General features: G+C 44.7%; 24 protein-coding genes. 22 read left to right on the top strand and 2 right to left on the bottom strand.

Annotation, left to right across the window (positions count from 1 at the left end; genetic code table 11):
* Positions 1 to 51 precede the first annotated feature (51 nt).
* Positions 52 to 495 (bottom strand): CBS domain-containing protein, encoded by a 444-nt coding sequence (locus IQO02_RS05525; protein WP_016767133.1) that lies wholly within the window; start codon positions 493 to 495, stop codon positions 52 to 54.
* A gap of 334 nt (positions 496 to 829) precedes the next feature.
* Here IQO02_RS05525 and queA point away from each other — a divergent pair, with 334 nt between their 5' ends.
* From queA to secF, 5 genes are all read left to right on the top strand, one after another.
* Entirely contained in the window at positions 830 to 1,882 is a 1,053-nt protein-coding gene (gene queA / locus IQO02_RS05520; protein WP_102282756.1) for a tRNA preQ1(34) S-adenosylmethionine ribosyltransferase-isomerase QueA, read from the top strand.
* A 193-nt stretch (positions 1,883 to 2,075) separates the two neighbouring features.
* Complete coding sequence (gene tgt, locus IQO02_RS05515; RefSeq protein WP_010440490.1) at positions 2,076 to 3,212, top strand: tRNA guanosine(34) transglycosylase Tgt; 1,137 nt, start codon at positions 2,076 to 2,078, stop codon at positions 3,210 to 3,212.
* A gap of 111 nt (positions 3,213 to 3,323) precedes the next feature.
* Entirely contained in the window at positions 3,324 to 3,653 is a 330-nt protein-coding gene (gene yajC, locus IQO02_RS05510; RefSeq protein ID WP_010440492.1) for a preprotein translocase subunit YajC, read from the top strand.
* Between the two features lie 20 nt (positions 3,654 to 3,673).
* The gene (secD, locus tag IQO02_RS05505; RefSeq protein WP_080572723.1) at positions 3,674 to 5,530 is read left to right on the top strand and encodes a protein translocase subunit SecD; all 1,857 of its coding nucleotides are present in this window, start codon (positions 3,674 to 3,676) and stop codon (positions 5,528 to 5,530) included.
* A 14-nt stretch (positions 5,531 to 5,544) separates the two neighbouring features.
* Complete coding sequence (gene secF, locus IQO02_RS05500; protein WP_016788422.1) at positions 5,545 to 6,492, top strand: protein translocase subunit SecF; 948 nt, start codon at positions 5,545 to 5,547, stop codon at positions 6,490 to 6,492.
* A gap of 234 nt (positions 6,493 to 6,726) precedes the next feature.
* Here the strand turns inward: secF and suhB are convergent, their stop codons facing one another.
* Positions 6,727 to 7,530 (bottom strand): inositol-1-monophosphatase, encoded by an 804-nt coding sequence (gene suhB / locus IQO02_RS05495; RefSeq protein ID WP_010440508.1) that lies wholly within the window; start codon positions 7,528 to 7,530, stop codon positions 6,727 to 6,729.
* 181 nt (positions 7,531 to 7,711) lie between these two features.
* Here suhB and trmJ point away from each other — a divergent pair, with 181 nt between their 5' ends.
* From trmJ to bamB, 17 genes are all read left to right on the top strand, one after another.
* The gene (gene trmJ / locus IQO02_RS05490) at positions 7,712 to 8,440 is read left to right on the top strand and encodes a tRNA (cytosine(32)/uridine(32)-2'-O)-methyltransferase TrmJ (protein WP_016792159.1); all 729 of its coding nucleotides are present in this window, start codon (positions 7,712 to 7,714) and stop codon (positions 8,438 to 8,440) included.
* A gap of 116 nt (positions 8,441 to 8,556) precedes the next feature.
* A complete protein-coding gene (gene iscR, locus IQO02_RS05485; protein ID WP_010440512.1) occupies positions 8,557 to 9,078 on the top strand; it encodes a Fe-S cluster assembly transcriptional regulator IscR in 522 nt (173 codons plus the stop codon).
* 27 nt (positions 9,079 to 9,105) lie between these two features.
* Positions 9,106 to 10,320, top strand: a complete 1,215-nt coding sequence (locus IQO02_RS05480; RefSeq protein ID WP_010440514.1) for an IscS subfamily cysteine desulfurase — start codon at positions 9,106 to 9,108, stop codon at positions 10,318 to 10,320.
* 33 nt (positions 10,321 to 10,353) lie between these two features.
* Positions 10,354 to 10,731: a Fe-S cluster assembly scaffold IscU gene (iscU, locus tag IQO02_RS05475; protein WP_004735094.1), complete on the top strand. Its 378-nt coding sequence runs from the start codon at positions 10,354 to 10,356 to the stop codon at positions 10,729 to 10,731.
* Positions 10,732 to 10,829: 98 nt separating this feature from the next.
* Entirely contained in the window at positions 10,830 to 11,153 is a 324-nt protein-coding gene (gene iscA, locus IQO02_RS05470; RefSeq protein WP_010440519.1) for an iron-sulfur cluster assembly protein IscA, read from the top strand.
* Between the two features lie 84 nt (positions 11,154 to 11,237).
* Positions 11,238 to 11,753 carry a co-chaperone HscB gene (gene hscB, locus IQO02_RS05465; RefSeq protein WP_010440522.1) on the top strand — a complete coding sequence of 172 codons (516 nt, stop codon included), beginning with the start codon at positions 11,238 to 11,240 and terminating at the stop codon, positions 11,751 to 11,753.
* Positions 11,754 to 11,775: 22 nt separating this feature from the next.
* Complete coding sequence (hscA, locus tag IQO02_RS05460; protein WP_016796696.1) at positions 11,776 to 13,626, top strand: Fe-S protein assembly chaperone HscA; 1,851 nt, start codon at positions 11,776 to 11,778, stop codon at positions 13,624 to 13,626.
* A 20-nt stretch (positions 13,627 to 13,646) separates the two neighbouring features.
* Positions 13,647 to 13,985 carry an ISC system 2Fe-2S type ferredoxin gene (fdx, locus tag IQO02_RS05455; RefSeq protein WP_010440525.1) on the top strand — a complete coding sequence of 113 codons (339 nt, stop codon included), beginning with the start codon at positions 13,647 to 13,649 and terminating at the stop codon, positions 13,983 to 13,985.
* 147 nt (positions 13,986 to 14,132) lie between these two features.
* Positions 14,133 to 14,333 carry a Fe-S cluster assembly protein IscX gene (gene iscX / locus IQO02_RS05450; RefSeq protein WP_010440526.1) on the top strand — a complete coding sequence of 67 codons (201 nt, stop codon included), beginning with the start codon at positions 14,133 to 14,135 and terminating at the stop codon, positions 14,331 to 14,333.
* A gap of 206 nt (positions 14,334 to 14,539) precedes the next feature.
* Positions 14,540 to 15,835 carry an aminopeptidase PepB gene (pepB, locus tag IQO02_RS05445; protein ID WP_193838512.1) on the top strand — a complete coding sequence of 432 codons (1,296 nt, stop codon included), beginning with the start codon at positions 14,540 to 14,542 and terminating at the stop codon, positions 15,833 to 15,835.
* A 106-nt stretch (positions 15,836 to 15,941) separates the two neighbouring features.
* Positions 15,942 to 16,376, top strand: coding sequence for a nucleoside-diphosphate kinase (ndk, locus tag IQO02_RS05440; RefSeq protein WP_010440533.1), 435 nt, complete (start codon positions 15,942 to 15,944; stop codon positions 16,374 to 16,376).
* A gap of 392 nt (positions 16,377 to 16,768) precedes the next feature.
* Positions 16,769 to 17,911, top strand: a complete 1,143-nt coding sequence (locus tag IQO02_RS05435) for a bifunctional tRNA (adenosine(37)-C2)-methyltransferase TrmG/ribosomal RNA large subunit methyltransferase RlmN (RefSeq protein WP_010440536.1) — start codon at positions 16,769 to 16,771, stop codon at positions 17,909 to 17,911.
* A gap of 441 nt (positions 17,912 to 18,352) precedes the next feature.
* Positions 18,353 to 19,288 carry a cytoskeleton protein RodZ gene (rodZ, locus tag IQO02_RS05430; RefSeq protein WP_010440538.1) on the top strand — a complete coding sequence of 312 codons (936 nt, stop codon included), beginning with the start codon at positions 18,353 to 18,355 and terminating at the stop codon, positions 19,286 to 19,288.
* A gap of 7 nt (positions 19,289 to 19,295) precedes the next feature.
* A complete protein-coding gene (gene ispG, locus IQO02_RS05425) occupies positions 19,296 to 20,417 on the top strand; it encodes a flavodoxin-dependent (E)-4-hydroxy-3-methylbut-2-enyl-diphosphate synthase (RefSeq protein WP_009848294.1) in 1,122 nt (373 codons plus the stop codon).
* Positions 20,418 to 20,487: 70 nt separating this feature from the next.
* Positions 20,488 to 21,756 (top strand): histidine--tRNA ligase, encoded by a 1,269-nt coding sequence (gene hisS / locus IQO02_RS05420; protein ID WP_016784836.1) that lies wholly within the window; start codon positions 20,488 to 20,490, stop codon positions 21,754 to 21,756.
* Between the two features lie 79 nt (positions 21,757 to 21,835).
* Positions 21,836 to 22,450: a YfgM family protein gene (locus IQO02_RS05415; protein WP_010440549.1), complete on the top strand. Its 615-nt coding sequence runs from the start codon at positions 21,836 to 21,838 to the stop codon at positions 22,448 to 22,450.
* 10 nt (positions 22,451 to 22,460) lie between these two features.
* Positions 22,461 to 23,621, top strand: coding sequence for an outer membrane protein assembly factor BamB (gene bamB / locus IQO02_RS05410; protein WP_010440552.1), 1,161 nt, complete (start codon positions 22,461 to 22,463; stop codon positions 23,619 to 23,621).
* The last annotated feature ends 54 nt before the right edge of the window (positions 23,622 to 23,675 follow it).

Below are 23,675 nucleotides of genomic sequence, written 5' to 3'. Positions count from 1 at the left end.
AGAGCCTTGGATTGAAAGGCTCTAGGGGGATAGCAGATAGAACAACGTTGGCTAACTTTCGACTTCTTCCGGTTCTACTTCTTCTTGGAGTTCGAGTAGATTGATCGCTATCGTGACGAAGTCGCTATCAGTGATAATCCCTACTAATTCGTGGTCATCGACAACAGGTAAACAGCCCACTTTGTGCTTTTGCATATAAACAGCTGACTCTTTCAATCCAGCTCGCGGCTCTACCGACATAACGCTTTTGTGCATGATATCGTTGAGTGGTGTCGCAAGAGTAAATGATTGAGCTTGTGGGATGTTTTGTAGACTAGATTCTTGAGCGGCAAGAACGTCACGTTGTGTTACGACGCCTAATAATTTTCTGTCGGCATCTACAACTGGGATATGGCGGATATCAAGCGCTTCCATCATGTGCTTAGCATCGGCCAGTGAGTGTGAGCGCAATAGGGTATGAGGGTTGCGAGTCATCATATCTTCAACCTTGATCATACGAACCTCCTTCTTTTTTATTTGTTGCTATTACTATAGTTTTTTATCCAAAAAATAACTGAGACCTGACGCATTTTTGGGCGAGTTTTATGCAACTAATTCTTTAGTTTGAGGAGGTGAATCGTTAGCTTTATTTTACGCCTCTTTACAATAATCCAGTGCTGTAAACCTTGCTATTGCGGCTCGTGTGCCTATACTAGCCCACTGCGAAATTTTTAGTCGTGTTTGTCATCAGTTCCCGGTAATGAATTACTTATCGTAACGATCGATTAGCAAGCATGATTTATTATTCGTCAACGGCACGAATCTCATCAACTAAGACAAGACTAGACACATGCAAGTTTCAGATTTTCACTTTGACCTACCAGATGAACTTATTGCTCGTTACCCTCAAGAAGAGCGTACAGCAAGCCGCCTGCTTAAATTAGACGGCAATAATGGCAACCTGACGGATGGTTCGTTTAAAGACGTTTTAGACTTGGTTGAGCCGGGTGATCTTGTCGTTTTCAATAATACTCGAGTTATTCCTGCTCGCGTGTTCGGTCGCAAGGCATCAGGCGGTAAGCTTGAAGTGTTGGTTGAACGAATGCTCGACGAGAAGAGTATTCTAGCCCACGTTCGTTGTTCTAAATCTCCTAAACCAGGCACTAAATTGTTTCTTGGTGAGAATGACGAGTATGAAGCTGAAATGGTAGCGCGTCATGATGCGTTGTTTGAAATCCATTTCACTTCCGACCAAAGCGTATTAGAAATTCTTAACAGTGTTGGTCACATGCCACTGCCACCTTACATCGATCGTCCTGATGAAGACGCAGATAAAGAGCGTTACCAGACGGTTTACAATGAGAAGCCCGGTGCCGTTGCTGCGCCAACAGCTGGCCTTCACTTTGATGACAAGCTAATGGCTGACATGAAAGCTAAAGGTGTAGAGTTTGCTTACGTGACACTTCACGTAGGTGCGGGCACATTCCAACCAGTAAAAGTTGATAATATCAATGATCATCACATGCATGCTGAGTACGTTGAGGTACCGCAAGAAGTGGTTGATGCCGTTGCTGCAGCAAAAGCTCGTGGCGGTCGTATTATTGCCGTTGGTACAACATCAGTGCGCTCACTAGAAAGTGCAGCGCAAGATGCACTGAAGAAGGGCACCGAATTAGTTCCTTTCTTTGGCGATACAGAAATTTTCATCTTCCCTGGTTATGAATATCAGTTGGTGGATTGCTTGATTACCAATTTCCACTTACCAGAATCAACACTGATTATGTTGGTGAGTGCATTTTCTGGCTACGACAATGTGATGGGCGCATACGATCACGCAGTGAAGAGCGAATATCGCTTCTTTAGCTACGGTGATGCGATGTTCATCAATAAGAAAACGAGCTAATCTAACTCGTTATAAACGATATAAAAAGAATTTACGGGTGCTAGCAGTAAGCTAGGAGTTGGGCAGAGTGTCTGTCTAATCTCTCGCAGGGAATACGCGACCGCTCCTCATAGAACTCGCGAGATTGAACTTATGTTTAGCTTAAGGTTCTGAATTATCAGTCAGATTGTTTCTCTGGCATATTGGAGGCTTCGTGAAATTAAAATACGAACTTAAAAAAACAAACAGCGGCGCACGTCGTGGTCAACTTCAGTTTGAACGTGGTACCGTTGAAACACCAGCATTCATGCCAGTAGGTACTTACGGTACGGTAAAAGGTATGACGCCTGAAGAAGTGAAAGACACCGGTGCTGAAATCCTACTAGGTAATACGTTCCATCTATGGTTACGCCCTGGTCAAGAAATCATGAAGCTGCACGGTGACTTGCACGATTTCATGAACTGGAAAGGACCTATCCTGACTGATTCAGGCGGTTTCCAAGTATTCAGCCTAGGTGCGACGCGTAAAATCACTGAAGAGGGTGTTCACTTCCGTAACCCTGTAAACGGTGACAAGATCTTCATGGACGCTGAAAAGTCGATGGAAATCCAAAAGGATCTAGGCTCAGACATCGTAATGATCTTTGATGAATGTACGCCTTACCCTGCGACGCATAAAGAAGCTAAAGACTCGATGGAGATGTCTCTTCGTTGGGCTCAACGTTCACGCGATCACTTTGATAAGCAAGAAAACCCGAACTCACTGTTCGGTATTGTACAAGGTGGCGTATACGAAGACCTTCGTGATGTGTCCGTTAAAGGCCTAACAGAAATTGGTTTTGACGGTTACGCTGTTGGCGGCCTAGCTGTAGGCGAACCAAAAGAAGACATGCACCGTATTCTTGAGCACACATGTCCTCAATTACCTGAAGATAAGCCACGTTACCTAATGGGCGTAGGCAAACCTGAAGACTTGGTTGAAGGTGTTCGTCGCGGTATCGACATGTTTGACTGTGTAATGCCAACGCGAAATGCACGTAATGGCCACCTATTTGTAACTGAAGGTGTGATCAAGATCCGTAATGCGAAGCATAAAATGGATACAACACCACTAGATTCAGAGTGTGACTGTTACACTTGTAAGAACTATAGCAAGTCGTACTTACACCATTTGGATCGTTGTAATGAGATCCTAGGTGCTCGACTGAACACGATTCATAACCTGCGTTTCTACCAGCGAGTAATGTCAGACATTCGTCAGTCTATTGATGAAGATCGCTTTGAAGAGTTCGTTGCAGAGTTCTACGCAAGAATGGGGCGTGAAGTGCCACCACTAGGTAAAGAATCTTAGTATTTCTTTTTTTGCGAGCCCCATCTCTCTTCCGAGAGTTGGGGCTTGAAAATAAAGGGGTGCAACCCAATTAGACAAACAATTACGAAAATATAATAGAGGATGTTTTAAATGTTTATTTCTCAAGCTCACGCAGCAGCAGAAGGTGCACCAGCAGGCGGCGGTTTCGAAATGCTTATCATGCTAGGTATGTTTGCTGTGATCTTCTACTTCATGATCTACCGTCCACAAGCTAAGCGTGTTAAAGAGCACAAGAACCTTATGTCTTCAATGGGCAAAGGCGATGAAGTTCTTACAAGCGGTGGCTTAATCGGTAAGATTACTAAGATTGCTGAAGACAGCGACTACGTTGCTATCGAATTGAACGCAAACAACGAAGTAGTTATCAAGAAAGACTTCGTTACAGCAGTGCTACCAAAAGGTACTCTGAAATCTCTATAAACAGCTAGAGGATCCTCGCTGTGCTAAACCGTTATCCGTTATGGAAGTATTTGATGGTGATGTTTGCCATCGCTATTGCTGCGTTATACGCACTTCCAAATATATACGGTGAAGATCCGGCAGTTCAAGTTACAGGGGCGCGCGGCGCCTCTGTAGATCTGTCTACGCTGGATGCTGTCACCGATGCTCTTGAAGCAGAGAGCCTTTCTACTAAATCCGTTGCTCTAGAGAACGGTTCCATTCTTGTTCGCTTTAACGATACAGATACGCAAATTAGTGCCCGTGATATCATCACAGAAGCACTAGGTGATGATGTTATCGTTGCTTTAAACTTAGCGGCTTCAACTCCTGATTGGCTTGAATCTATTGGTGCTGCACCAATGAAGCTCGGTCTTGACCTACGTGGCGGTGTTCACTTCTTAATGGAAGTGGATATGGATGCTGCAATGGAAAAGCTGGTTGGCCAACAAGAAGAAGCGTTCCGCAGTGAACTTCGTGAAGAAAAGATTCGTTACCGTGCAATTCGCCCATCAGGTAAAGATGCGGTTGAAGTGATTCTGCGTAACGAAGAGCAGCTTGCTGAAGCGAAATCGCTACTGCAATCTAAACACCAAGACATGACGTTCGTCGATTCTGCATCTAACGGTCGTTTTTCTTTGGTTGCAAACTTCACAGAAGCTCGTCTTCAAGAAATCCGTAACTACGCGGTAGAGCAAAACATCACTATCCTACGTAACCGTGTTAATGAACTTGGTGTAGCTGAGCCTTTGGTTCAACGTCAAGGTGCTAGCCGTATCGTAGTGGAATTGCCTGGTGTTCAAGACACGGCGCGCGCTAAAGAAATTCTTGGTGCGACGGCAACACTTGAATTCCGTGAAGTGGATAGCAGTGCTGATTTAGCCGCTGCCGCTTCTGGTCGTGCCCCTGCGGGTAGCGAAATCAAGCAAGATCGTGATGGTCGTCCTGTTGTACTTCAGAAGCGCGTTATCTTAGGCGGTTCAAGTATTACTGACGCAAGCTCAAGTGTTGATGAATATGGTCGTCCACAAGTTAACATCTCGCTAGACAGCGAAGGTGGTAGCAAGATGTCTGCGTTCTCTCGTCAGAATATCGGTAAGCTAATGGCAACGGTATTTGCAGAGTATAAAGACAGCGGTCGTAAAACGCCTGAAGGCCGAGTGATTCTAAGTAAGCACGAAGAAGTGATTAACCAAGCGACGATTCAATCTGCACTTGGCCGTAACTTCCGTATTACAGGTATCGACTCAACGGCTGAAGCTCATAACTTGGCACTTCTACTACGTGCTGGTGCATTGATTGCGCCTATCTCGATTGTAGAAGAACGTACGATTGGTCCATCTATGGGGCAACAAAACATCGATATGGGTATCATGGCGATGGTTTGGGGTATGGCTGCAGTAATGCTGTTTACACTGCTTTACTACCGAACTTTCGGTCTGATCGCGAACGTCGCTCTGATGGCTAACCTTGTGTTGATTATTGGTGTCATGTCGATGATTCCTGGCGCGACAATGACGCTACCAGGTATTGCCGGTATCGTATTGACGGTTGGTATGGCAGTCGATGCCAACGTTCTTATCTTTGAGCGTATACGTGAAGAACTTCGAGATGGACGCAGTCCACAACAAGCAATTCACCAAGGCTATGCAAACGCATTTAGTACAATCGCCGATGCCAACATCACCACACTACTGACAGCAATCATTCTGTTTGCTGTAGGTACAGGTGCGATTAAAGGCTTCGCGGTAACGTTATCAATCGGTATCTTGACTTCAATGTTTACAGCTATTGTCGGAACACGTTGTATCGTGAACCTGATGTATGGCGGCAAACGCGTTAAGAAACTGTCGATCTAAGGCTAGGAATTAATATGTTTCAGATTCTAAAAGCAGAAAAAATGATCGACTTTATGCGTTGGTCAAAGGTTGCCTTTGTATTCTCTATCTTGATGATTGGTACTGCTATCTTCACCTTAACAACGAAGTCGTTGAACTGGGGTTTAGATTTTACCGGCGGTACGCTGATTGAAGTGGGTTTCGAGCAACCAGCAAACCTACCTGACATTCGAAGTGCACTAGAAGCTGAAGGCTTTGGTGATGCTACGGTTCAGAACTTTGGTTCTGCGCGTGAGGTAATGGTTCGTCTACGTCCACGTGACGGTGTTGCAGGCGAAACGCTTGGTAACCAGATCCTGACTGCAATTAAAGATGGTACTGGTGAGCAAGTTGAAATGCGCCGTATCGAGTTCGTTGGTCCAAACGTGGGTGATGAACTAACAGAAGCTGGTGGCCTTGCTATTCTAGTTTCTCTTATCTGTATCTTGATCTACGTGTCAGTGCGATTTGAATGGCGTTTGGCTGCAGGTGCTGTATTAGCCCTAGCACACGACGTTATCATCACACTAGGTGTGTTCTCTCTAATGCAAATTGAGGTAGACCTTACTATCGTAGCAGCCTTGCTGACGGTGGTCGGTTACTCCCTCAACGATACCATAGTGGTATTTGACCGGATTCGTGAGAACTTCCGTAAGATGCGTAAGGGTGAAGCACCTGAAGTACTGAACAGCTCAATCACACAAACATTGAGCCGTACATTGATCACTTCTGGTACAACGTTATTCGTAGTTATCGCACTGTTTGTTCAGGGCGGCGCTATGATTCACGGCTTCGCAACTGCACTTCTACTGGGTATTACGGTTGGTACATACTCTTCTATCTACGTTGCATCTGCACTGGCTATGAAGTTGGGTATTACGCGTGAACACCTAATGCCACCGCAAGTGGACAAAGAAGGTGAAGAGTTTGACGAGATGCCTTAGGCCTTGGCTTAATAAGTTTCGCTAAACAAAAAAACCGCTGCCTAGTCAGCGGTTTTTTTACGTCTGTATTTTGTCGATAAGCTCAATGCAATTCATCAGCGAAGTGTGTTGTGCTCATCGCGACTAACCGCCATCTTGCTCGTAGCTCGTATCACAGATACAAAAAAGCCCCGCAATAGCGAGGCTTTGAAAATCTTCTGCTCTTAACTAAAGAGCATTAACGTAAGGTCTGAATTACTTCAGCATACCTTCGTTAGAGTTTTCACGAACGTGCTTAAGAATAGACTTAACACCACGAGCGCTTGAAGCAACAACATTACCAGACGTCATGTAATCAGTACCGCCAGCAAAGTCAGTCATGATAGCACCAGCTTCACGAGCGATTAGATCGCCAGCAGCTAGATCCCATGGCTTAAGACCAAGTTCTAGGTAACCGTCAACACGACCAGCCGCTAGGTAACATAGGTCAAGAGCTGGAGAACCAGTACGACGGAAGTCAGCGCAATCTACGAATAAAGCTGAGATGATTTTCATGAAAGATTCAGAGTGTTGTTTTTGCTTGAATGGGAAACCAGTCGCTAAAACAGTACCTTGAAGGTCTTTAAGTTGAGTAACACGCATACGAGCGTTGTTAAGTTGAGCGCCAGCGCCACGTTGAGCAGTGAATAGCTCGTTTAGCATTGGGTCATAAACACAAGCAACTTCTGTACGACCGTTCATACGAACAGCAATAGATACAGAGAAGTGAGGGAAACCTTTTACAAAGTTGTTGGTGCCATCTAGTGGGTCAACGATCCATTGTACGTCAGAGTCTTTACCTTCAGTCAGGCCTGACTCTTCAGAAATAATGCTGTGCTCTGGGTAAGATGATTTGATTGTCTCAATAATCATGTACTCAGCTTCTTGAGCAATGTTAGTAACGTAATCATTGTTACCTTTTAGAGATGTTTCGATCTTATCAGTTGTTTCAAGAGATTTAGCAATATGGTTGCCAGCTTTACGCGCAGCGCGTATCGCAATGTTTAGCATTGGATGCATATGGTTTTTCCCACAAGATGTTAAAGAACAATTTAAAGCGGCGGCGAGTATACCAAAGTTTCCGTAAAAGGGAAGTGGTTATTTTTTGAACTCTTGGTTTCACATTCCGTTAAGGGTCTGACCATTTTACTTTGCTATGTGTTAATATCTCGCGATTATTTTTAAAGTGGTGTCATATAGCATGTTAGACAATGTAAAAGTCGTTCTGGTTGGTACGTCTCATTCGGGAAATATCGGCTCAGCAGCTCGCGCAATGAAAGTGATGGGTTTGAGTCAGTTGGTTCTTGTAGACCCTCAATGTGAAGTTGACGAGCAGACCTTAGCACTGGCTGCGGGTGCAGGTGACATCGCAGAAAACGCGACCATTGTTTCTACTCTAGAAGAAGCAGTAAAAGACTGTGGTTTGGTTGTAGGCTCAAGTGCTCGTTCTCGTACGCTTGAGTGGCCAATGCTTGAGCCTCGCGAGTGTGGCGAAAAGTTTGCCGTTGAAGGTCAAAAATATCCAGTCGCATTAGTGTTCGGTCGTGAACGTACTGGCTTAACGAATGACGAGTTGCAGAAATGTCACTATCACGTATGTATCCCTGCTAACCCAGAATACAGCTCATTAAATCTAGCGATGGCGGTACAGACTCTGAGCTACGAAGTTCGTGTTGCACACCTTGATATGGTGGCTAGCCAATATCAGCCACAACAACAAGATGACTACCCACGTCACGAAGAACTAGAAATGTTCTATGAGCACCTTGAAAAAGTGATCATTGATACCCAATTTATCTCTAAGGATAAGCCGGGTCAGGTGATGAACAAGTTACGTCGTCTATTCAGCCGTGCTCGCCCAGAGCTTCAAGAGATCAACACTTTGCGCGGTATTTTGACTTCGATTGAGAAGAGTAAATCGGGCAAATAAATCCCATACAACCTCTAGGGATGAATACTTGACTAAAATAGTCAACTAAATACTTGACCAATTTAGTCGGGTATGGGAAAATTCCAACCACATAAACAATGTGGATACGGTGTGATATGAAACTTACATCTAAAGGAAGATATGCGGTAACAGCTATGCTAGATGTAGCACTGCATTCGCAAAAAAGCCCAGTTCCTCTGGCTGATATTTCAGAGCGACAAGGCATCTCGTTATCTTACTTAGAACAACTCTTTTCTAAGTTACGTAAAGCTGGCTTAGTTGCTAGTGTTCGCGGCCCTGGTGGTGGTTACCGCTTAGGTGCTGAAGCGAGCGACATTGCTGTCGGAACTGTTATTGCAGCAGTAGACGAATCAGTGGATGCAACCAAGTGTCACGGTCGAGCAGATTGCCAAGGTGGTAGTCGTTGTTTAACTCACACTCTTTGGCGTGATTTAAGCTCCCGAATCAGCAGCTTCTTAAATGACATTACGCTCGGTGAGCTAATGAAAGATAACGAAGTTTTAGAGATTTCTGATCGTCAAGATATCGATCTTGCGGTTAATAATGGTTTTGCACATAAAAATACGAGCACTACAACGATTAGTGCAGCACCTCACGGTGTTAATGCCCGCTCTTAGCGGTCAGTTTTTACATTGGAGTAGAAAATGAAACTGCCTATTTACTTTGACTATTCAGCTACATGCCCAGTCGATCCACGTGTTGCTGAAAAAATGGTTCAGTGCATGACGATGGACGGTAACTTCGGTAACCCTGCATCTCGTTCACACCGTTACGGCTGGCAGGCAGAAGAATCAGTAGATAATGCTCGTGAGCAAATTGCCGATCTACTAAATGCAGACCCACGTGAGATTGTTTTCACGTCAGGTGCTACAGAGTCAGACAACCTTGCTATCAAAGGTGCAGCGCACTTTTACGAGAAGAAAGGTAAGCACGTAATCACGTGTAAAACAGAACATAAAGCGGTTCTTGATCCATGTCGCCAACTAGAACGTGAAGGTTTTGAGGTGACTTACCTTGAGCCTGAAGCAAACGGCATCATTGATTTAGACAAGCTACAAGCAGCAATGCGTGAAGATACGGTTCTTGTTTCTATCATGCACGTAAACAACGAGATTGGTGTAATCCAAGATATCTCTGCAATCGGCGAATTATGTCGTTCACGCAAGATCATCTTCCACGTTGATGCGGCTCAGTCTGCGGGTAAAATCCCACTAGATGTAAAAGAGATGAAAGTTGACCTTATCTCTCTTTCTGCACACAAAGCATACGGCCCTAAAGGCATTGGTGCTTTGTACGTTCGTCGTAAGCCACGTATTCGTCTTGAAGCACAGATGCACGGTGGAGGTCACGAACGTGGTTTCCGTTCTGGTACGCTTGCTACTCACCAAATCGTGGGTATGGGTGAAGCTTTTGCTGTCGCTAAACAAGACATGCAGAAAGATTATGACCACGCACTAGCACTTCGCGAGCGTCTATTGAAAGGGGTTCAAGATCTAGAAGCAGTAACGGTAAATGGCGACTTAGATCAACGTGTACCACATAACCTAAACGTGAGCTTTGCTTTCGTTGAAGGTGAATCTCTGCTTATGTCTTTAAAAGACTTAGCGGTATCATCAGGTTCTGCATGTACATCAGCGAGTCTTGAGCCTTCATACGTTTTACGCGCTCTTGGCTTAAACGATGAACTGGCACACAGCTCAGTACGTTTTTCATTCGGCCGTTTCACTACGGAAGAAGAAATCGACTACGCGATTGCACAAATCCGTGTAGCAGTAAATAAATTACGCGACATGTCTCCTCTATGGGATATGTATAAAGAAGGGATTGATTTGAACACTGTTGAGTGGGCTCATCACTAATCTCACGGAAATAGAGGATTCGAGGTAACTATCATGGCATATAGCGAAAAAGTAATTGATCACTACGAAAACCCACGTAACGTAGGTTCGTTTGATAAAGAAGATCCAAGTGTAGGTAGCGGCATGGTTGGCGCACCAGCTTGTGGTGACGTAATGAAACTGCAAATCAAAGTATCTGCAGAAGGTATTATTGAAGACGCAAAATTCAAGACTTACGGTTGCGGTAGCGCAATCGCTTCTAGCTCACTAGTAACTGAGTGGGTTAAAGGTAAAAGTATTGATGAAGCAGCTGCTATTAAAAACTCTGAAATCGCAGAAGAGCTAGAGTTGCCACCAGTGAAAGTTCACTGTTCAATTCTTGCTGAAGATGCAATCAAAGCAGCGGTTGCGGATTACAAAAAGAAGCACTAATCGTTTCTACAACGTAATCACTTCAAAAAAGTAATATTTGGGAGCACCCTTTGTGCTCCCCCTGAGTTCTCAATTTATATAAAACACAAGGTTGTAGTATGGCCATCACCATGACAGATACGGCAGCAAGCCGAGTTCAAGCTTTCCTAGATAACCGAGGTAAAGGTATCGGGTTGCGCTTAGCGGTAAAAACTACTGGCTGTTCGGGTATGGCGTATGTACTGGAATTCGTTGACGAGCTCAACGAAGAAGACGAAGTGTTCGAGCATTCAGGTGTTAAGGTCATCATTGATCCAAAGAGCCTAGTTTACCTAGACGGTACTGAGCTTGATTACGTAAAAGAAGGCCTAAACGAAGGTTTTGAATTCAACAACCCTAACGCGAAAGGCGAATGTGGTTGTGGTGAGAGCTTCAATGTATAAATGCCTCAATCGTTGAGCGTTTATAATGAGCGAAGAATAAAATTAGGCTCTAAGTAAAGAGCCTAAACTTAGGACCACCGTTACATGAATCATTTCGAATTATTTGGGCTACCACTTCAGTTTCAACTGGATGGTAGCCTTCTTTCTTCTCAGTTTAGAGATCTGCAACGCCAATTCCACCCTGATAAATTTGCCACGGCTTCTGAGCGAGATCGCTTGCTGGCTGTGCAAAAAGCTGCGCAAATCAATGATGCGTACCAGGTGTTGAAAAATCCAGTCAGCCGTGCTGAATACCTGTTAGTTCAACATGGTGAGGATATTCGTGGTGAGCAGCAGACTATGCAAGATCCTATGTTCCTGATGGAGCAAATGGAATTGCGTGAAGAGCTGGAAGATATCGCCGACAGTTCTGATCCTGAAGATGCTTTGTTTGCATTTGAAGGAAAGGTTAGCAAAATGTATAAACAACAATTAAGCGCTATCCAACAAGAACTCGACAGCGAAGCTTGGTTAGAAGCTGCAGACCGAGTAAGAAAGCTTAAGTTTATTGCAAAATTAAAGAATGAAATCGAGTTAGTTGAAGATCGCTTGATCGGCTAGTTCGTATAACAAGGACACATCCATGGCACTACTTCAGATTGCAGAACCAGGGCAAAGCGCCGCTCCTCACCAGCACAAGCTTGCAGTGGGTATTGATTTAGGTACAACAAACTCATTGGTTGCGTCAGTGCGCAGTGGTGAGGCGAGCACGCTTGTTGATCAACAAGGTCGCAGTATTCTCCCTTCCGTTGTTCACTATCAGTCAGAGTCGTACACCACTGGTGATGAAGCGCGTGTAAATGCACAAACTGATCCTAAAAATACCATTATCTCAGTTAAGCGATTAATCGGTCGTTCACTGTCAGATATTCAACAGCGATACCCATCTCTGCCATATCAGTTTGAAGAAAGTGATAATGGCCTGCCTGTGATTAACACAGCGCAAGGAAATAAGAACCCAATTCAAGTATCTGCAGATATTCTTCGTGCACTCGGTCAACGTGCTGAGTCGACGTTAGGTGGTGAATTGGCTGGTGCCGTGATTACCGTCCCTGCGTACTTTGATGATGCACAACGTGCAGGTACCAAAGACGCAGCGCAACTTGCTGGTCTTCATGTGTTACGTCTTCTTAATGAACCCACTGCAGCTGCGATTGCTTATGGCTTGGATTCAGGTAAAGAAGGGGTAATCGCTGTTTATGACTTAGGCGGTGGTACGTTTGATATCTCTATCCTACGCCTGTCTAAAGGTGTCTTCGAAGTTTTAGCAACCGGTGGCGACTCTGCATTAGGCGGCGATGACTTTGACCATTTAATTGCGGATCATTTCCAAGAGCAAATGGGCTTGTTAGAGCTGACAGCAGAACAGAACCGTATTCTTCTAGACGCAGCAACAGAAGCGAAGATTGGCTTATCTGAAGCTGAAAGCGTTAATGTTGAAGCACTAGGTTGGTCTGGCTCATTAACTCGTGAAGAGTTCGAAGAGATCATCAAGCCACTAGTTAAGAAAACGCTGCTTTCGTGCCGCCGAGCACTGAAAGATGCGGAAGTTGACGCGGATGAAGTACTAGAAGTCGTGATGGTAGGTGGTTCAACTCGTACCTTACTTGTTCGTGAAATGGTCGGTGGCTTCTTTGGTCGTACTCCATTAACCAGTATTAACCCTGATGAAGTGGTTGCGATTGGCGCATCGATTCAAGCGGATATCTTAGTTGGCAACAAGCCTGACTCTGAGATGCTGCTATTGGATGTTATCCCTCTGTCACTGGGTATCGAAACCATGGGTGGCTTAGTCGAAAAGATCATCCCTCGTAATACCACGATCCCAGTTGCTCGTGCACAAGAGTTTACCACGTTCAAAGACGGTCAAACTGCAATGACAGTACACACCGTGCAAGGCGAGCGTGAGATGGTTGATGACTGTCGTTCACTGGCTCGATTTGCTTTGAAAGGCATCCCGCCGATGACAGCAGGTGCTGCTCATATTCGCGTTACTTACCAAGTGGATGCTGATGGTCTACTGTCGGTTACCGCAACGGAGAAGAGCACTGGCGTTCAAGCTGAAATCCAAGTTAAGCCTTCTTACGGTCTAAGCGATAACGAAGTGGCCAGCATGCTGAAAGATTCGATGACGTTTGCAAAAGAAGACATGCAAGCGCGTGCTCTTGCTGAGCAACGCGTAGAAGCGGATCGCGTTATTGAAGGCTTAATTGCTGCGATGCAAGCCGATGGTGATGAGTTGCTGGATGAGCAAGGCAAGCAACAACTTGTTCAAGCCATTGAAGCACTGATTGAAGTGCGCAATGGCGACAATGCCGATGCCATTGAACTAGAAATTAAAAATATCGACAAAGCGAGCCAAGACTTTGCTTCTCGTCGTATGGATAAATCAATTCGTGCTGCACTGTCAGGTCAGTCAGTCGATAATATTTAATAGTTAGAGAATAGATAAACATGCCAAAGATTATTGTTTTACCTCACGAAGATCTATGTCCAGAAGGCGCTGTTTTAGAAGCAAAAACTGGTGAGACGGTTCTTGATGTTGCATTGAAGGCCGGTATTGGTATTGAACACGCATGTGAGAAGTCGTGTGCATGTACTACATGTCACGTTGTGATTCGTGAAGGCTTTGATTCTTTAGAAGAGAGCGATGACCTAGAAGACGACATGCTAGATAAAGCATGGGGCTTAGAGATGGAATCCCGCCTAGGTTGCCAAGCTAAAGTTGCTGATACGGATCTTGTTGTAGAGATTCCAAAGTACACGCTGAACCTAGCTTCTGAAGATCACTAAGAACTTGTTTTTAGTAACGGTTTCTATGGTTATAACTGTGTAATTATTATTTAGACAACCATTACTAGAACAGCCATGTTAAGAAACAGGCCTAGAATATAGATCATAAAGGTGACAGAGCGTCGCTGATAAAAATAAGGAAGTGTTATGAGCTTGAAGTGGATTGATTCGCGAGATATCGCAATTGAACTATGTGATTTGTACCCAGATACTGACCCTAAAACGGTTCGTTTTACCGATTTGCATCAGTGGGTGTTAGACCTTGAAGAGTTCGACGACGCGCCGAACAACTCTAATGAGAAAATCTTAGAGGCTATTATTTTGTGCTGGATGGATGAGATGGATTAATCCTCTTGTCTAATGATTAGGTTGTGGGTTGGCATCAGTCCAATATAAAACGCAGCCAAGTTAACAATTCTTACTAAAAACAGCGGACCTTATGGTCCGTTTTTTTATCAAAATGACATTTTACTCCTACATAATGCTAACATCAGTGCGCTAATAAAAAATAATCAGAACCACTTAATAACGGTGGTTCATGACAAGGAGAAATCATGTCTACACAGATGTCAGTATTTTTAAGTCAAGAAGCTGCCCAGCCTCAGTGGGGAGCTAGAGCTATTTTATCGTTTTCTGAAGCAGGAGCGACAATTCACATTGGTGAAGGTCACGATTTAGGCGCAGTTCAACGTGCTGGTCGTACGCTTGACGGACAAGGTATCGCATTCGTTTCACTTCGTGGTGAAGGTTGGGATCTAGAAAGCGTTTGGGTTTTCTACCAAGGCTACCGTGGACCAAAGAAAAAGAATGCATTGGAATGGGATGCACTTTCAGAAGCTGATCAAGTAGAGCTAGAAGCTCGCATTCGTGCTACTGATTGGACTCGTGACATTATCAACAAAACCGCTGAAGAAGTGGCACCTCGTCAATTAGCGACAATGGCTGCTGAATACATCAAGTCAGTGGCGCCAGCAGGCACAGTGAAAGCGAAAATCGTTAAAGATAAAGATCTACTAACTGAAGGTTGGGAAGGCATCTACGCAGTAGGGCGTGGCTCTGAGCGTACATCAGCAATGCTTCAATTGGATTTCAACCCAACAGGCGACGAAAATGCACCTGTATTTGCTTGTCTAGTCGGTAAAGGTATCACTTTCGACTCAGGCGGTTACAGCATCAAGCCAGGTCAATTCATGACAGCAATGAAGGCTGATATGGGCGGCGCTGCAACCATCACTGGTGGCCTTGGTCTTGCAATTGAACGTGGCTTGAACAAGCGTATTAAGCTTATTCTATGTTGTGCAGAGAACATGATCTCTGGTCGTGCATTGAAGCTTGGCGACATCATTACCTACAAAAATGGTAAGACGGTTGAGATCATGAATACTGACGCTGAAGGTCGCTTGGTTCTTGCTGATGGTTTGATGTACGCAAGTGCACAAAATCCAGAATTGATCATTGATTGCGCAACGCTAACTGGCGCAGCGAAAAATGCACTAGGTAACGACTACCATGCACTATTAAGCTTCGATGATGAACTGTCTCACCAAGCGCTAACGGCTGCGAACCAAGAGAAAGAAGGCCTATGGCCACTGCCTCTTGCTGATTTCCACCGTGGTATGCTGCCTTCAAACTTTGCTGATCTTTCAAACATCAGTTCAGGAGATTACACGCCGGGTGCAAGTACCGCTGCTGCATTCCTTTCTTACTTTGTAGACGACTACAAAAAAGGTTGGATTCACCTGGATTGCTCAGGTACTTACCGTAAATCTGCAAGTGATAAATGGTCGGCTGGTGCAACGGGTATGGGTGTTCGTACGCTCGCTCGCCTTCTTATCGATCAAGCAAAATAATAATAAGAATGTGCGGTATTTCGATGCCGCTCATTCAGAAACTAAGATCGAATGATCTCAGTAATTTCAGTATTTAATAACAAAAAAATGAAGTGAAGGAATCCCTATGGCTCTAGAAAGAACGTTCTCAATTGTTAAGCCAGATGCAGTTAAGCGTAACCTTGTTGGTGAAATCTACCACCGCATCGAAAAGGCAGGCCTAGAAATTATTGCTGCTAAAATGGTTCGTCTTACTGAAGAACAAGCAAGTGGCTTCTACGCAGAACACGAAGGCAAAGAATTCTTCCCGGCTCTTAAAGAGTTTATGACTTCTGGTCCTATCATGGTTCAAGTACTTGAAGGCGAAAACGCGATTGCTCGTTACCGCGAATTGATGGGCAAAACAAACCCAGAAGAAGCAGCATGCGGCACTATCCGTGCTGACTACGCTATCAGCATGCGTTACAACTCAGTACATGGCAGTGACAGCCCTGAGTCAGCAGCTCGTGAAATCGAATTCTTCTTCCCAGAATCTGAAATTTGCCCGCGCCCAGCTGAATAAGCAGACAACAGCAAATCATTCTAAAGGCTTCACTTCGGTGAGGCCTTTTTTGTATCTGGTTGATTGTGGGAAAAGAGGTGCAGTTAAAAGAGAGATTCCAGATACCTCGTTCCTCGGTTCTGGAATGACGGGTACTGGTGCTTCTTGATCTCGATGAGGTAAGTGTAAAGATGTCAGGGTTAGTCACGTCATTCCCGAGAGCGACGAAGGAGCTTAATCGGTAATCTTTTCTTCAAATTGGTTAATCTCAGGCCGATAAATTAAATTGTTCAAATTTTAATCATTTAAGTTTGAATGTCTTAGTAAACACAGGGTTTTACAGTGCTTGTTGAAGTTGCGTAAAGCCTGTACAATTCGCGCCCTTAATTATTGTTCCGTCACTGAGAGGCATCATGACCACAGCTAAAGTCAATCTACTCGATTTTGATCGTAAAGGTCTTCGTAAATTTTTCACAGAAGAACTGAATGAGAAAGCGTTTAGAGCAGAGCAAGTGATGAAGTGGATTTATCACTTCGGTGTCGATGACTTCGAACAAATGAACAACATTAACAAAAAGTTACGTGAGAAACTTCAACGTCGTTGTGAGATTGTTGCACCTGTTGTTTCTGAAGCTCAGCACTCTACAGATGGCACAATTAAATGGGCTATGAGCGTTGGCGACCAAGACGTTGAAACCGTATACATCCCAGATGGTGACCGTGCGACGCTATGTGTATCTTCACAAGTTGGTTGTGCACTTGAGTGTAAATTCTGTTCAACAGCTCAACAAGGCTTTAATCGTAACCTAAAAGTTTCAGAGATTGTTGGTCAAATTTGGCGTGCATCTCGTGAGATCGGTCTAGAGAAAGAAACAGGTCGTCGCCCAATTACTAACGTTGTAATGATGGGTATGGGTGAACCTCTATTGAACATGAAGAATCTAATTCCATCATTAGAAATCATGCTTGATGATCTTGGCTTCGCACTGTCTAAGCGTCGTGTAACGGTATCAACTTCTGGTGTTGTATCTGGCCTTGACCAAATGACTGATAACATCGACGTAGCACTTGCGATTTCTCTACATGCACCAAACGATGCACTACGTAGCCAAATCATGCCGATCAACGACCGTTGGGATATCCAAGACTTCCTAGCGTCTGTTCGTCGTTACATTGCTTCTTCAAATGCTAACCGCGGTAAAGTAACCGTTGAGTACGTTCTATTGGATCATGTGAATGACGATATGGACCATGCTCGTGAACTTGCTGAGCTAATGAAAGATACGCCATGTAAGATTAACTTGATTCCATTTAACCCTTACCCAGGGTCACCTTATAAGAAGCCAAGTAATTCTCGTATTGATCGCTTCCAAAAAACGCTGATGGAATACAACTACACAGTAACGGTTCGTAAAACTCGTGGTGATGACATTGATGCCGCATGTGGCCAATTGGTGGGGGATGTTATTGACAGAACCAAGCGTACCAAAATGCTGAAAGCCGCCTCAGAAGCTAACCTCATTGCAGGTGGTGTGATTGAAGTAAAAGCGGTTTAAACGCGATTGGAATTTAAACAAGCCAGAAGTCTAACTTCTGGCTTGTTGCTTTTTGGGAGAGTTAATTTCCAATTTTTAGATTTTTTTCCCATGCTTTCTTACATTTTTCGTCAAATTTTGGACAAAACCATGAGCTGACGGTAAATTTTGTTTAAAGTGTTTTTGCCTTGTAATGGCATTAGCTTATGATTAACTAATCTTAAATTAATTTTAAGTGCTCGCTTGTTACTGATCATCAATATGTCTATTTAGGTTGGCTACTTGATAAACTAGCTTCCTGAGAGCGTCGTTCATAACGGTATGACCGATGTTTGTCTTTAAGGGTTGATGATTTAAGTAACAGGAAAAATTCCACATAAAGTGGGTTGCTAGATTGAGCTTAAACGACAATAAAAACATGCTCTCATCAACCTGCGATAATACTTTAGAAGTTCACTCTCTATGAACACAGAACACGACACAAAAACACCTGAAATAGTTGCACCGACTTTAGAAGCAGGAACACTGCTTAAAAATAAACGTGAATCTCTTGGTTTAACACAAAAGCAGATCTCTGATCGCTTGAAGCTTCGCGTTACTTTGATTCAACAAATCGAAGAAAACCAGTTCGAATCTGACCAAGTGGCAACGTTTATGCGTGGCTACATTCGCTCATATGCGAAGTACGTTAATCTTGATGAGAAAGTGGTTTTAAATGCGCTTCATCATTCTGGTGACGCTCAACATCAAGAACAAGAAATGCTGAGCTTTTCTCGTAAGACCAAAACCGAAAAGCACAATAGCCGTATTATGTTCCTAACTTGGAGTATTTTCGCGGTGATTGTAGGCATGTCTTCATTGTGGTGGTGGCAGAACCAACAGCAAGACACCTTGTCTCAATCTCTGGTTAATACCGAAAGCTCAGAAGAGCTAATGGTCGATGAGTCGCTAGACCCTGAATTAACGTCATTAGAAGTGATTGAAGCTGAACAAAACACAGAGACATCTTTTGTTACTGAAAACTCTGATGATCTGACTTCTACAAATACAGCTGAAACTTCAGAAACTATTGAACCAGTTGAACAGATGGAAGAAGCACAACAAGCTGCAGACGTCGCTTCTGTTACGGCAGAATTAGAAACGGTAGCTCCAGAATCTGTGGTTAACGAGCTAGTGATGCAGTTTTCTGCTGATTGCTGGATCCAAGTGAAAGATGCTTCGGGTAAAACGTTGTCTACTGGCATCAAAAAAGCAGGCCAGACCTTAAATCTTTCTGGAGCTGCACCATATAAAGTGATTCTGGGTGCGCCTGAAGGCGTATCGATGACATTTGCAAGTGAACCTGTCGACCTTTCTGGGTATACTTCAGGCAAAGTAGCTAGAATAACCTTACCTTAGAGTTAATATGCAACACGAATCTCCTATTATTCGTCGCAAATCAACCCGTATTTATGTGGGTGATGTGCCGATCGGTGATGGTGCACCAATTGCTGTGCAATCCATGACCAACACAAGAACAACTGATGTAGCCGCGACCGTTGCTCAAATTCGAGCTTTGGAAAAAGTGGGTGCTGATATCGTTCGCGTATCTGTTCCTACTATGGATGCCGCTGAAGCGTTTAAGTTAATCAAGCAGCAAGTATCTGTTCCTTTGGTTGCTGATATTCATTTCGACTACCGTATCGCCCTTAAAGTGGCTGAATATGGCGTTGACTGTTTGCGTATCAACCCTGGTAACATCGGTAATGAAAGTCGTATCCGCTCCGTTGTTGATTGTGCTCGCGATATGAATATTCCGATTCGTATTGGTGTTAACGGCGGCTCTCTTGAAAAAGAGATCCAAGAGAAATACACAGAACCGACAGCCGAAGCGCTTGTTGAATCCGCAATGCGTCACGTCGATATCCTAGACCGTTTGAACTTTGATCAATTTAAAGTCAGCGTTAAGGCTTCTGATGTCTTCCTCGCCGTCGGCTCTTACCGTTTGCTGGCTAAGCAGATTGACCAACCACTTCACCTTGGTATCACCGAAGCGGGCGGTGCTCGTGCTGGCTCTGTGAAGTCAGCTGTGGGTCTAGGTATGCTTCTTTCTGAAGGTATCGGTGACACGCTGCGTATCTCGCTAGCGGCTGATCCTGTTGAAGAGATCAAAGTTGGCTTTGATATTCTTAAATCTTTGCGCATTCGCTCGCGTGGCATCAACTTCATTGCGTGCCCGAGCTGTTCTCGTCAAGAGTTCGATGTTATTAACACCGTTAACGCCCTTGAAGAGCGCTTAGAAGACGTTATTACCCCAATGGACGTATCAATCATCGGTTGTGTGGTTAACGGCCCTGGTGAAGCTGAAGTGTCTCACTTAGGTTTAGCCGGTAGTGCACGTAAAAGTGCCTTCTACGAAGACGGTAAGCGTCAGAAAGAGCGCTTCGACAACGATGATCTTGTCGACAAACTTGAAGCTAAGATTCGTGCAAAGGCGTCAGTGCTTGATAAAGCAAATCGCATTGATGTAGAAAACTTAGAAGATTAATACAACGCGATGGGGTGTGACTGTCTATTCGCACTAACACCTGGTCGTGAGAAATTACGGAATAAATACTGTGGCTAAAAATATCCAAGCAATTCGAGGCATGAACGACTGCCTTCCAACTCAATCACCACTGTGGCAGAAAGTAGAAAGCGCAGTTAAAAACGTGGTGAGTGCATACGGTTACAACGAAGTACGTATGCCTATCGTTGAAGAAACAAACCTATTTAGCCGTGCCGTTGGTGAAGAGACAGACGTTGTTTCTAAAGAGATGTACACCTTTGACGACCGCAATGGCGATAGCCTAACGCTGCGTCCAGAAGGCACAGCTGGTTGTGTACGTTCATGTATTCAAAATAGCCTTATCAACCGTGATGAACAGCGCCTATGGTACATGGGCCCGATGTTCCGCCACGAGCGTCCTCAAAAAGGTCGTTACCGTCAATTCCACCAATGTGGTGTTGAAGTGTTTGGCTTAGACGGTCCAGACGTTGACGCAGAACTTATCATGATGACAGCTCGTCTATGGCGTGAGCTAGGTATCGATAAGCACGTTCGCCTAGAGCTAAACTCAATCGGTTCTCAAGAAGATCGCGTAAGCTACCGCACTGCGTTAGTGGCTTTCCTTGAGCAACACATTGATGTGCTAGATGATGATTGTAAACGTCGTATGCACACTAACCCTCTACGTGTACTTGATACTAAGAACCCTGATGTTCAAGCTATCTTAGGTGACGCACCTCGACTATCTGAATATCTAGGTGAAGAATCGAAGCAACATTTTGCTGGTTTGTGTGAACTTCTTGACGCTGTTGGTATCGAATACCAAGTTAATGAGCGTCTAGTACGCGGCCTAGATTACTACAACCGTACCGTATTTGAGTGGATCACAGACAGCCTTGGTGCTCAAGGTACAGTATGTGGCGGCGGCCGTTACGATGGTCTTGTTGAGCAACTGGGCGGAAAAGCAACCAATGCAGTTGGCTTCGCAATGGGTCTAGAGCGTCTGGTTCTGATGATGGAAACGCTAGAACTAACAGAAGTTCGCCGTAGCGTTGATGTTTACATGGTTGCGGCTGGCGAAGGCACTATGATCGCAGGCATGCAACTAGCGAATCAATTACGCGACACTGTAGAAGGCGTGCGTGTGATGAACCACTTTGGTGGTGGTAACTTCAAGAAGCAATTCAAACGTGCTGACAAAGTAGGTGCCGTTGTGGCGCTAGTGCTTGGTGAGAACGAAGTTGCTGATAATACCGTTGTACTAAAAGATTTGGTTGGCGGCGAGCAAGAAACCGTGTCTCAAGCGGAAGTTGCAGAGAAAGTTGCTGCGCTAATCTAATTAGCCATTGAGCAAACGCTCATAATGAATATTAACGTCAGCACTATGCTGGCGTTTAAAGAATTAAAGAGGACAGGAAGTGGAACTTTACGATAGCGAAGAGCAACAGGTTGAAGCCATTAAAGATTGGTGGAAAGAGAACGGTAAAGCCGTAATCTTTGGTGCGGTTATTGGTTTAGGTGGTCTATTTGGTTGGCGCTATTACCAAGATTCAGTCCTTGAAGCGCGTGAAGCTGCTTCAGAAAGCTACACCTCTGTCATTTCAGCTCTTGATGCTAAGGGCGTTGATGCTCAATCTGACATTCAAGCTTTCATCGACGCAAATAAAGACGCTGAGTATTCCGTTCTTGCTGCTATGCAACTAGCAAAAGCACAAGTACAAGCGGGCGAACTTGCAGCGGCACTTGAACAGCTTGAGTGGGCAAAATCGGCAACTAAGGATGCGGCTCTAGCGCCACTTCTTACTTACCGTGTTGCACGTATCAAAGCTGAGCAAGGTGAATTTGACGCAGCATTGACTGATCTTGAAGCGATGACTGACGAATCCTGGAAAGGCCGTGTTGCTGAACTACGTGGTGACATTTCACTTCGTAAAGGCGATACAGACGCAGCATACAGTGCTTACACAGAAGCACAGCAAGCTGTTGATGCTAGCCAAACGCTTCAAATCAAACTTGACGACCTAGCTAAATAAGGCGCTTTGAATGAAGAAGATGTTTCCCAAAGCGGCGTTGTGTGCGATTGCTCTTGGCCTGTTAGCAGGCTGTGCGGGTGAAGAAGACACAGTCATTATGGCTCCAGTACCAACAGTAAATAGCGAGTTCACTCCTAAACAGGAATGGTCTACGTCAGTTGGTGATGGTGTTGGTCACTACTTTTCAAAACTATCGCCAGAACTGGCGTACGACAAAGTATTTGTTGCAAGCCGCGAAGGTTTGGTTAAAGCGCTTGATCCTGAAACGGGTAAAGAGCTCTGGAAAGTCGATCTAGAGAAAGACGTACTGGCTCGTTTATCGGGTGGCTTAACTGCGGCTTACGGCAAAGTATTTGTTGGTTCTGAGAATGGCGAAATGATCGCGTTGGACGAATCGACGGGTGAAGAGCTATGGCGTGTTTCAGTGAATGGCGAGGTGCTTGCATCCCCAGCGACTGAAAACAATATGGTACTGGTTCATACTAGTCGCGGCATGATGATTGCTCTAGACCAAGAGACCGGTGAGCAAAAGTGGACAATCAGCACTGAAGTTCCAAGCCTAACACTCCGTGGTGACAGTACGCCTGTTGCTGTTTCTGGTGGTGTTTTCTGGGGTACGGCAAATGGTCGTCTAGCTGCCGCTATTGTTGACCGTGGCCAGCTTATTTGGCAACAGCCAGTAGGTACGCCAAAAGGCGCAACGGAAATTGATCGCTTAGTGGATGTTGATGCATCTCCAGTTGTTCTTGGTGGTACTTTGTATACCGTTGGTATCAATGGTCAATTGATTGCTATCGATCTTCGAGCTGGCAAGCCAATTTGGAAACGTAACTATTCGTCAGCGATTGATCTCGCGAGTGATGGCAGTCGTTTGTTTGTGGTTACCGATAAAGACCATGTGGTTGCAGTTGATGCTCGTAGTGGTACTGAACTTTGGAGCACTCCATTGTTAGAAAACCGCTTACTGACAGCACCTGCTATTATTAATGGATATGTTGTCGTGGGTGACACCGAAGGTTATCTGCACTGGTTAGATCGTTCATCTGGTGAGTTTGTTGCTCAACAGTTAGTCGATGATAGCGGCTTTGCGGTTGCACCAATTGAATTGCCTGAAGGCTACTTAGTGACGACTCGCAATGGCGATGTAAAGAAACTAACGATTAGCCAATAAAAGCGTGATACAATTCACAGTCGGCTCCTGGTTGGTAACAGCCAGGAGCCGTTT

Source organism: Vibrio sp. OPT24 (assembly GCF_015163545.1).
Lineage (GTDB): Bacteria > Pseudomonadota > Gammaproteobacteria > Enterobacterales > Vibrionaceae > Vibrio > Vibrio cyclitrophicus.
The sequence above is the reverse complement of the archived record's forward strand: the minus strand, read 5'-3'. Positions and strand labels throughout refer to the sequence as shown.

What these genes read in the sequence shown, in the direction of transcription:
- IQO02_RS05525 (WP_016767133.1), bottom strand. Translation starts at nt 495, where the DNA reads ATGATCAAGGTTGAAGATATGATGACTCGCAACCCTCATACCCTATTG.
- queA (WP_102282756.1), top strand. Translation starts at nt 830, where the DNA reads ATGCAAGTTTCAGATTTTCACTTTGACCTACCAGATGAACTTATTGCT.
- yajC (WP_010440492.1), top strand. Translation starts at nt 3,324, where the DNA reads ATGTTTATTTCTCAAGCTCACGCAGCAGCAGAAGGTGCACCAGCAGGC.
- secF (WP_016788422.1), top strand. Translation starts at nt 5,545, where the DNA reads ATGTTTCAGATTCTAAAAGCAGAAAAAATGATCGACTTTATGCGTTGG.
- suhB (WP_010440508.1), bottom strand. Translation starts at nt 7,530, where the DNA reads ATGCATCCAATGCTAAACATTGCGATACGCGCTGCGCGTAAAGCTGGC.
- trmJ (WP_016792159.1), top strand. Translation starts at nt 7,712, where the DNA reads ATGTTAGACAATGTAAAAGTCGTTCTGGTTGGTACGTCTCATTCGGGA.
- iscR (WP_010440512.1), top strand. Translation starts at nt 8,557, where the DNA reads ATGAAACTTACATCTAAAGGAAGATATGCGGTAACAGCTATGCTAGAT.
- IQO02_RS05480 (WP_010440514.1), top strand. Translation starts at nt 9,106, where the DNA reads ATGAAACTGCCTATTTACTTTGACTATTCAGCTACATGCCCAGTCGAT.
- iscU (WP_004735094.1), top strand. Translation starts at nt 10,354, where the DNA reads ATGGCATATAGCGAAAAAGTAATTGATCACTACGAAAACCCACGTAAC.
- iscA (WP_010440519.1), top strand. Translation starts at nt 10,830, where the DNA reads ATGGCCATCACCATGACAGATACGGCAGCAAGCCGAGTTCAAGCTTTC.
- hscB (WP_010440522.1), top strand. Translation starts at nt 11,238, where the DNA reads ATGAATCATTTCGAATTATTTGGGCTACCACTTCAGTTTCAACTGGAT.
- hscA (WP_016796696.1), top strand. Translation starts at nt 11,776, where the DNA reads ATGGCACTACTTCAGATTGCAGAACCAGGGCAAAGCGCCGCTCCTCAC.
- fdx (WP_010440525.1), top strand. Translation starts at nt 13,647, where the DNA reads ATGCCAAAGATTATTGTTTTACCTCACGAAGATCTATGTCCAGAAGGC.
- iscX (WP_010440526.1), top strand. Translation starts at nt 14,133, where the DNA reads ATGAGCTTGAAGTGGATTGATTCGCGAGATATCGCAATTGAACTATGT.
- pepB (WP_193838512.1), top strand. Translation starts at nt 14,540, where the DNA reads ATGTCTACACAGATGTCAGTATTTTTAAGTCAAGAAGCTGCCCAGCCT.
- ndk (WP_010440533.1), top strand. Translation starts at nt 15,942, where the DNA reads ATGGCTCTAGAAAGAACGTTCTCAATTGTTAAGCCAGATGCAGTTAAG.
- IQO02_RS05435 (WP_010440536.1), top strand. Translation starts at nt 16,769, where the DNA reads ATGACCACAGCTAAAGTCAATCTACTCGATTTTGATCGTAAAGGTCTT.
- rodZ (WP_010440538.1), top strand. Translation starts at nt 18,353, where the DNA reads ATGAACACAGAACACGACACAAAAACACCTGAAATAGTTGCACCGACT.
- ispG (WP_009848294.1), top strand. Translation starts at nt 19,296, where the DNA reads ATGCAACACGAATCTCCTATTATTCGTCGCAAATCAACCCGTATTTAT.
- bamB (WP_010440552.1), top strand. Translation starts at nt 22,461, where the DNA reads ATGAAGAAGATGTTTCCCAAAGCGGCGTTGTGTGCGATTGCTCTTGGC.